Source organism: Rhizobacter sp. P1_G5 (assembly GCF_056405435.1).
Genome location: NZ_JBFUCB010000451.1, coordinates 1 through 7467, shown reverse-complemented (window position 1 = coordinate 7467; position 7467 = coordinate 1). Strand labels below are relative to the sequence as shown.

At 69.6% G+C, this 7467-nt stretch carries 6 protein-coding genes and 1 pseudogene; 4 read left to right on the top strand and 3 right to left on the bottom strand.

Features of this window, described 5'->3' with window-relative positions:
* On the top strand, positions 1–526 hold a 526-nt coding region (gene tatC, locus AC1D12_RS24305), incomplete at its 5' end, for a twin-arginine translocase subunit TatC (RefSeq protein WP_477843385.1).
* 27 nt (positions 527–553) lie between these two features.
* Here the strand turns inward: tatC and AC1D12_RS24300 are convergent.
* Entirely contained in the window at positions 554–1732 is a 1179-nt protein-coding gene (locus tag AC1D12_RS24300) for a trypsin-like peptidase domain-containing protein (protein ID WP_047500841.1), read from the bottom strand.
* A gap of 17 nt (positions 1733–1749) precedes the next feature.
* Here AC1D12_RS24300 and AC1D12_RS24295 point away from each other — a divergent pair, with 17 nt between their 5' ends.
* Positions 1750–2478, top strand: coding sequence for a Nif3-like dinuclear metal center hexameric protein (locus AC1D12_RS24295; RefSeq protein ID WP_477843382.1), 729 nt, complete (start codon positions 1750–1752; stop codon positions 2476–2478).
* A 406-nt stretch (positions 2479–2884) separates the two neighbouring features.
* Here AC1D12_RS24295 and AC1D12_RS24290 read toward each other — a convergent pair.
* Positions 2885–5191 (bottom strand): annotated as a pseudogene (locus tag AC1D12_RS24290) (GH92 family glycosyl hydrolase); the annotation flags it as partial.
* Between the two features lie 190 nt (positions 5192–5381).
* Entirely contained in the window at positions 5382–5771 is a 390-nt protein-coding gene (locus AC1D12_RS24285) for a BLUF domain-containing protein (protein WP_477843380.1), read from the bottom strand.
* Positions 5772–5841: 70 nt separating this feature from the next.
* Between AC1D12_RS24285 and AC1D12_RS24280 the strand changes: the two genes are divergently transcribed.
* Together AC1D12_RS24280 and AC1D12_RS24275 are read left to right on the top strand one after the other, a co-directional pair.
* On the top strand, positions 5842–6609 hold the full coding sequence (locus AC1D12_RS24280) for a Crp/Fnr family transcriptional regulator (RefSeq protein WP_477843378.1): 768 nt from the start codon (positions 5842–5844) through the stop codon (positions 6607–6609).
* A gap of 26 nt (positions 6610–6635) precedes the next feature.
* The coding region (locus tag AC1D12_RS24275) for a PdxA family dehydrogenase (protein ID WP_477843376.1) at positions 6636–7467 on the top strand (832 nt) is incomplete at its 3' end.

The following is a 7467-nucleotide window of genomic DNA, read 5'->3' as shown; positions in this document are numbered from 1 at the left end:
GATGTCGGCCTTCCTGCTGGCGCTGCCGGTGGTGCTGTACCAGGTGTGGGCCTTTGTCGCGCCGGGGCTGTACACGCACGAGAAAAAGCTGGTGCTGCCGCTGGTGATCTCGAGCACGCTGCTGTTCTTCATCGGCGTCGCGTTCTGCTACTTCTTCGTGTTCGGCAAGGTGTTCGCGTTCATCCAGAACTTCGCGCCGAAGACCATCGCGGCCACGCCGGACATCCAGGAGTACCTGAGCTTCGTGCTGACGATGTTCGTCGCGTTCGGCGCCGCCTTCGAGGTGCCGATCGTCGTGGTGGTGCTGGCCCGCATGGGCATCGTCACGCTCGAGAAGCTGAAGGCCTTCCGCGCCTACTTCATCGTGCTGGCCTTCATCGTCGCCGCCGTCGTGACGCCGCCCGACATCGTCTCGCAGCTCGCGCTCGCGATCCCGATGTGCATCCTGTACGAGGTCGGCATCTGGGCCTCGGTGCTGTTCATCAAGCACACGCAGGCGCCGGAAGACACCACGCAGAAGGTCTGACCCCGCGAGGTCAGACCGCCGCGGGGATCACTCCTCGCGCGGCGCCGCCTTGCCGCGCGGCCGCTGCGCCACCAGCACGCTGATCTCCAGCGCCTTGTCGCCGCGTTGCACGCCGATCAGCGCCTTCTCCTTCGGCTTCAGTCCCGCCACGGCGGCCAGCAGCTGCACCGTGTTGCCCACCGGCGTCTCGGCCACCTTCACGACCACGTCGCCCGGGCGCAGGCCGCCGCTCGCGGCCGGCCCGTTCTGCAGCACGCCGGTGATCAGCACGCCTTCCTTGATCGGCAGGTTGAAGGTCTCGGCGATCTCCGGCGTCAGGTCGCGCGGCTCGACGCCGATCCAGCCGCGCGTGACCTGGCCGTCGCGGATCAGGCCTTCCATCACCTGGCGCGCGGTGGTCTCGGGGATCGCGAAGCCGATGCCCAGGCTGCCGCCGCTGCGCGAGTAGATCGCGGTGTTGATGCCCAGCAGGTTGCCGTTGGTGTCGACGAGCGCGCCACCCGAATTGCCGGGGTTGATCGCCGCATCGGTCTGGATGAAGTTCTCGAAGGTGTTGATGCCCAGCTGGTTGCGGCCGAGCGCGCTGACGATGCCCGAGGTGACCGTCTGGCCGACGCCGAATGGGTTGCCGATCGCCAGCACCACGTCGCCCACCTGCAGCGTCTCGGCGCTGCCGAACGCGATCACCGGCAGCTTGTCGAGCGTGATCTTCAGCACCGCGACATCGGTGTCGGGATCGCTGCCGACCACCTTGGCCTTCGCGCGGCGCGCGTCGACCAGCTGCACCTCGATGTCGTCGGCCCCTTCGACCACATGGTTGTTGGTCAGCAGGTAGCCCTCGGGCGAGACGATCACGCCGGAGCCGAGACCCACCTGCGGCTGCTCGCGCTGCTGCGCGCCCTGTTCACCGAAGAAGAACTTGAACCACGGATCCTCGGCGTGCGGGCTGCGCGCCGGCGCCTTGCTGGCGGTGATGCTGACGACCGCGGGCGAGGCGCGCTTCGCGGCGCTGCTGTAGCTCGGCGCACTGCCGCCGGGCGGCAGCGACACCTGCTGGATCGACGGCGCCTGGCTGATCGACACGATGCTCGGCAGGCCGTTGCCCGGCTGGCGGCGCACCCAGTCCGGCTTCAGCGTCGCGACCACGAACAGCACGGCCACGGCCACCGTCACGGCCTGGGAGAAAATCAGCCACGTCTTGCGCATCAACAGGGTCCTGTGTCATGGCCGCACGCTCCGAAATCGAGTCCTACCTGAACACGCTGCTGGACGTGGGCCGCTTCCGCGATTATGGGCCGAACGGTCTGCAGGTCGAGGGCAAACCCGAAGTGCGCAAGCTGGTGTCCGGGGTCACCGCGAGCCGGGCCTTCATCGAGGCCGCGGTCGAGCGCGGCGCCGACGCGCTGCTGGTGCACCACGGCCTGTTCTGGAAAGGCCATGACGGCCGCATCACCGGCTGGCTGAAAAGCCGCATCGAGCGGCTGCTGGCGGCCCAGGTGAACCTGCTGGCCTACCACCTGCCGCTGGATGCGCACCCGCAGTTCGGCAACAACGCGCAGCTCGGCGTGCGGCTGAACTTCATGGCCGACGGCCGCTTCGGCGACCAGGAGCTGGGCTGGATCGGCAGCCCGGCGCAGCCGCTGACCGTGCCGGCGCTGACGGCGCTGCTGACGCTGCGGCTGAACCGGGCGCCGGTCGTTGTCGACCCGGGGGCGGGGCGACCGATCCGGCGCGTCGCGTGGTGCACCGGCGGCGCGCAGGGGTATTTCGAAGCGGCGATCGCCGCCGGTGCCGACGCCTACGTCACCGGCGAAATCTCCGAGCCGCAGGCGCACCTCCCTCGTTCCAGGTGTTGCCGGCGAGCCGGCCGCCGCGGCCCTGGAACTCCGGATGCACCCGCACGCCGTTCTGGTCGGTCGCGCCCGAATCGCGCAGGCTGCTGCCGTCGGTGAAGATCAGGTCGACCGCGACGAAGGCGCTGTTCGGCGCCGAGTTCTGCGGGTAGATCCAGTACGACAGCGTGGTGCCCGCACTCACCGGGATGCGCACGTCGAACACCTTGTTGTACGAGAACGAGCGCGTCGCGTCGGCGTCGTTGCCCGAGTACATCAGCGCCGTCGTGCCGCTGTGCGCGATGTTCTCGCGCCGCGTCGAGGTCTCCATGTGGTTCAGCCCGCAGCAGAAGCCGCCGACGTTGGCCTGGAAGTCGACGGTGTCGTTCCAGTCCGGTTGCGCGATGCCGGCCTCGAAGTCCGAGAAGAAGCCGCTCGCGTTCGTCGTCGTGCGCGGCGCGTCGAACGAGGGCGGTGCATCGGCCGCGGCGCTGCCCCAGGCGGTGTTGGCGGCGGCACCGAGCACGAAGTCGAGCGTGGTGTCGGCGCCGAGCTGCGAGAGCGGCAGCCAGGTGCGCGTCGATGGGGTGCCGTTCAGCTTCAGGCTCTGCACGTAGGTGCCGTTGGCGCCGGCATTCGATGCGTTGATCATCAGCGTGCGGCCGTTGCCCATGCGCACCGCGGTGCTCGGGAACAGCGGGCTGCCGACCACGAAGCCGCCCAGCCCCGGGATCTCCGGATACAGCCCGAGCGCGCCCCACACGTACCAGGCCGAGGTGGCGCCCAGGTCGTCGTTGCCGGTCAGGCCGTCCGGCCCGGTCTTGTACAGGTCGGTCAGGATGCGCCGCACCACCGCCTGCGACTTGTACGGCGCGCCGGCGAAGGTGTAGGCCCACGGCGTGCCGTGCTCCGGCTCGTTGCCCATGAAGGCGTACGGGCTGTTCGGCCCCGAGTCGAGCTGCGTGAAGTGCTCGTCGAGCCGCGTGATCGCCGCCGCGTTGCCGCCCATGCGGTCGAACAGGCCGCGGTAGTTCTGCGGCACCATCCAGGTGTACTGCGCCGAGTCGCCTTCGACGAAGCCGGCGCCGTCGGTGCGCGTGAAGGCGCTCTTGAAGCTGCCGCCCGCGGTGCGCGGATGGATGTAGCCGCTGAAGTTGGAATACAGCGGCTTCCACATCTGCGCCTGCGTCAGGTACTTGTCGCGCTTGACCGTGTCGCCGAGCGATGCGGCGAACTGCGCGATCGCCGAATCGGCCAGCGCGTACTCCTCGGCCGATGCCGCCGCGCCCCACAGGTTGGGTGTCTCGATCGGGATGTAGCCGTGGCCCAGGTAGTCCGCCAGCCCCGGCCGCGTCTCGCAGTTGCGCGAGCGCGTGCCGGGTTGCGTCGCGCCCTGCTCCATGTAGCGCAGCGCGGCAGCGGTGTCGAAGCTGCGGCCGCCGAAGGCGTACAGGTTGGCGACGATCACCGCGCCGGCATCGCCCACCATCACGCAGGTGTCATCGTTCGCGGTCGGCCACTTCGGGTAGCCGCCACCGCCTTTCTCGGCATCGACCACCATCGACTGCGCCATGTCGCTCGCCTCCTTCGGCGCGAGCCAGCCGATCAGCTGCACCTGCGAGCGGTAGATGTCCCAGCCGGAGAAGGTCGCGTACTTGTCCCAGCCGGTCGCGGTGTAGGTCTTGTTGTCGAAGCCGATGTACTGGCCGTTCACGTCGCTGAACAGGTTGGGGTGCAGCAGCGAGTGGTACAGCGCGCTGTAGAACTTGGTGCGGTCGTCGCTCGTGCCGCCGGTCACCTGCACCTTGTTCAGCGTCGCGTTCCAGGTCGCCTGCGCGGCGCTCTTCAGCGCGTCGAAATCCCAGGCCGGGTTCTCGGTCTGCATGTTCAGCTTCGCGTTCGCGGTGCTGACGTACGAGACGCCGATGCGCAGCTTCACCTGCCCGCCGCCGGCGAACTTGACCCAGCCGCCGTTGTTCTGCGCGCGTGCCGCGGTGCGCGAGCCGGGGGTCACGGTGTCGCCCTGGTAGGTGCCGAAGCTCGCGAACGGCTTGTCGAACTGGCCGTGGAAGTAGACGAAGTAGCCGCCGCCGCCGCACACGCCGCCGGTCTCGACGAAGCCCTGGACCGAGTCGGTGCCGACGATCTCCAGCTGCGCGCTGCGCGCGCCGACGCCGTTGCGGCCGATGTTCAGGATCATCGTCGCGTCGTTGGTGGCCGGCCAGGTGAAGCGGCCGGCACCGGTGCGCTTCGTGACCGTGAGCTCGGCGTTGACGCCGTTGTTCAGCCCGACGCGGTACGAGCCCGGCACGGCCTGCTCGTTGGCGTGCGAGAAGCCGACCTGGTAGGTCTCGATGTGGGTGCCGGGCGAGCTGGCGATGTTGCCCACGATCGGCAGCATCGAGATGTCCTGCTGGATCGAGCAGCCGGTGCCGCTGGAGTGGATCAGGCTGATGCCCTGGATCACGCCCTTGTCGTAGTTGTAGCCGCCGAAGCCGTAGAACTCGCCGTAGCCGGTGTCGGGGCTGTACTGCACCATGCCGAACGGCAGCGTCGCGCCGGGGAAGGTGTTGCCGACCGCGCCGCCGGTGCCCTGGTTGTCGGGGTTCGGGTTGCCGATCTTGGTGCCGACGAACGGGTTGACCAGCGGGAGCAGGTCGATGTCGGCCGCCTGCGCGGCTTCGGTCGGAGCGCGTGACGCCGTCGCTGGCGCGTCCTCATGCCCGCCACCGCCGCAGCCGGCCGCCAGCAACGCGGCGAGCCATCCCAGCCGCAGGGCGAAGCCTCGCCGCGGCGTTGAACGATCTTGTCTCAATCTTGTCTCCTCGGTCATCCGTGCGACGGACGATGCACAGCGGAGCTTGGCGTGCGGTCATGTCCGCACGAAACTGCCACACGTCTACTTCTTGCTCTGGAGGCACCCTGGCTGTGCAGCGTAGGGGCAGGCCTGCGCCGCCTCGAGGGGAGATTCCCGCGCAGGAGTCAGCGCAGCGAGCGAAACAAGCCCGGTTCGTCCACGGGGTTCAGGACACCAGGTCCCAGCCCGGCACGCGCCGCATGAAGGCCTGCAGGGCCAGGGCCGGGGTGAGCTCGTCGTCGTCCTCGAAGACGTCGAGGTCGTCGGGCTCGCAGTAACCGGTGCGCCAGCGCGGCTGCAGGCGCGCGTCGCCGTCCTCGTTCTCGAACAGCACGCGGTAGCCGGTGTGGCGCGGATCGGCCTGGATGCGTTGCGCCAGCGAGACGACATGCGCGCGCTGGCCCTCGATCAGCTGGCAGAAGCGCGCGCCATCGAACACCAGCACGCCGGTGATGCCGAGCTGCTGGTTGCGTTCGCGGGACACGTGCAGAATCTGGGCAACCACCGAGAAGTCCCGACCGGACGCAAGATGGCTGAGATAGAGGAGGCGGTACACGGACAACGGGGCTGGAGAGTTCACGGGAAGGCCGAAACCTCCAATCTATCGGCCGCGGAGGGCCGCACACATGTCAAAAGACACAGCATCGCCACAGCCGGCGGTGCGCGTTCCGTGCAGCGATTGCCCGCTGCGCGCGCTGCCGCTGTTCGTGCCGGCTTCGCCCGATGAGCTGGCGCTGATCCAGTCGCTGAAGCACCGCGAACTGCGGCGCGACAGCGGGGCCAGCATCATCGACGAGGGGGCGACCGACGCGCCGCTGTTCACGCTGTTCTCCGGCTGGGCCTTCCGCTACAAGACGCTGAGCGATGGGCGCCGGCAGATCCTGAACTTCCTGCTGCCCGGTGACTTCATCGGCGTGCAGCAGAAGATGACCGATGCCGCGGTGCACGGCGTCGAGGCGCTCGGCGAGGCCTGGCTGTGCGTGTTCGAGCGCGATGCGCTGTGGTCGCTGCACCAGCACACGCCGCGGCTCGGCTTCGCGGTCACCTGGCTGGCCGCGCACGAGGAGGCGCTGGTCGACGACAACCTGCTGTCGGTGGGCCGGCGCAGCGCCGCCGAGCGGGTGGCGACGCTGCTGGTGCACCTGTTCCGGCGCGCCGCCGCGCTGATGCCCGATGCCGGCGCCAACGGCGTGCCGTTCCCGCTGACGCAGCAGCACGTCGCCGACGCGCTSGGRCTGTCGCTGGTGCACACCAACAAGACCTTGCGCAAGCTGGAGCAGCGCGGGCTGCACCGCATCGAGAATGGGCAGCTGTTCCTCACCGACGTGCAGGCGCTGGAGCGCATCGCCGACCTGTACGGCGATGGCAAGCTGCCGCCGCGTCCCTTGATCTGAATCGCCGATCCGAAAGACCGCATCGAATGACGACCCGCTCCCCCATCGCGATCACGCAGGGCGACGCCTGCGGCATCGGCCCGGAAATCATCGCGAAGCTGTTCCGCGGCCCGCAGTCGGCGGGTTGCTTCGTGATCGGCGATGTCGCGGTGCAGCGCCGCGCCGTCGCCTGGACCGGCGGGGGGCTGGCCGTGGCCGCGATCGAGCATGCCGCCGATGCGCTCGCCGCGCCGCCAGGCTGCATCCCGGTGCTCGCACCGCCGGGCCTGCCGGCCGACCTGGCCGCTGCACCGGTCGGGCAGGTGGACGCGCGGGCCGGTGCGGCGGCAGCGCGCTGCATCGAGCACGCGGTGCGGCTGGCACGCGGCGCGGAGATCGCGGCCATCGTGACCGCGCCGATCCACAAGGAAGCGCTGTCGGCCGCCGGTGTCGCGTTCCCGGGGCACACCGAGATGCTGCAGGCGCTGTCGGTGGATGCTGGCGCAGCGCTGCCGCCGGTGCGCATGATGCTGGCCAACGAAGAGCTGCGCACCGTGCTCGTGACGATCCACATGTCGCTGCGCCGCGCGATCGACGCGGTGACCTTCGACGCGGTGCTGCAGACGCTGCGCATCTCGCGGCAGGCGGCCGCGCGCTGGGGCATGCCGGCGCCGCGCATCGCGGTGGCGGGGCTGAACCCGCATGCCGGGGAGGGCGGGCTGTTCGGCGACGAGGAGATCCGCATCATCCGCCCGGCCATCGAGGCCGCGCGTGCTGACGGCATCGACGCGAGCGGCCCGTACGCGCCCGACACGGTGTTCATGCGCGCGCGCCGCGGCGAGTTCGACCTGGTCGTCGCGATGACGCACGACCACGGCC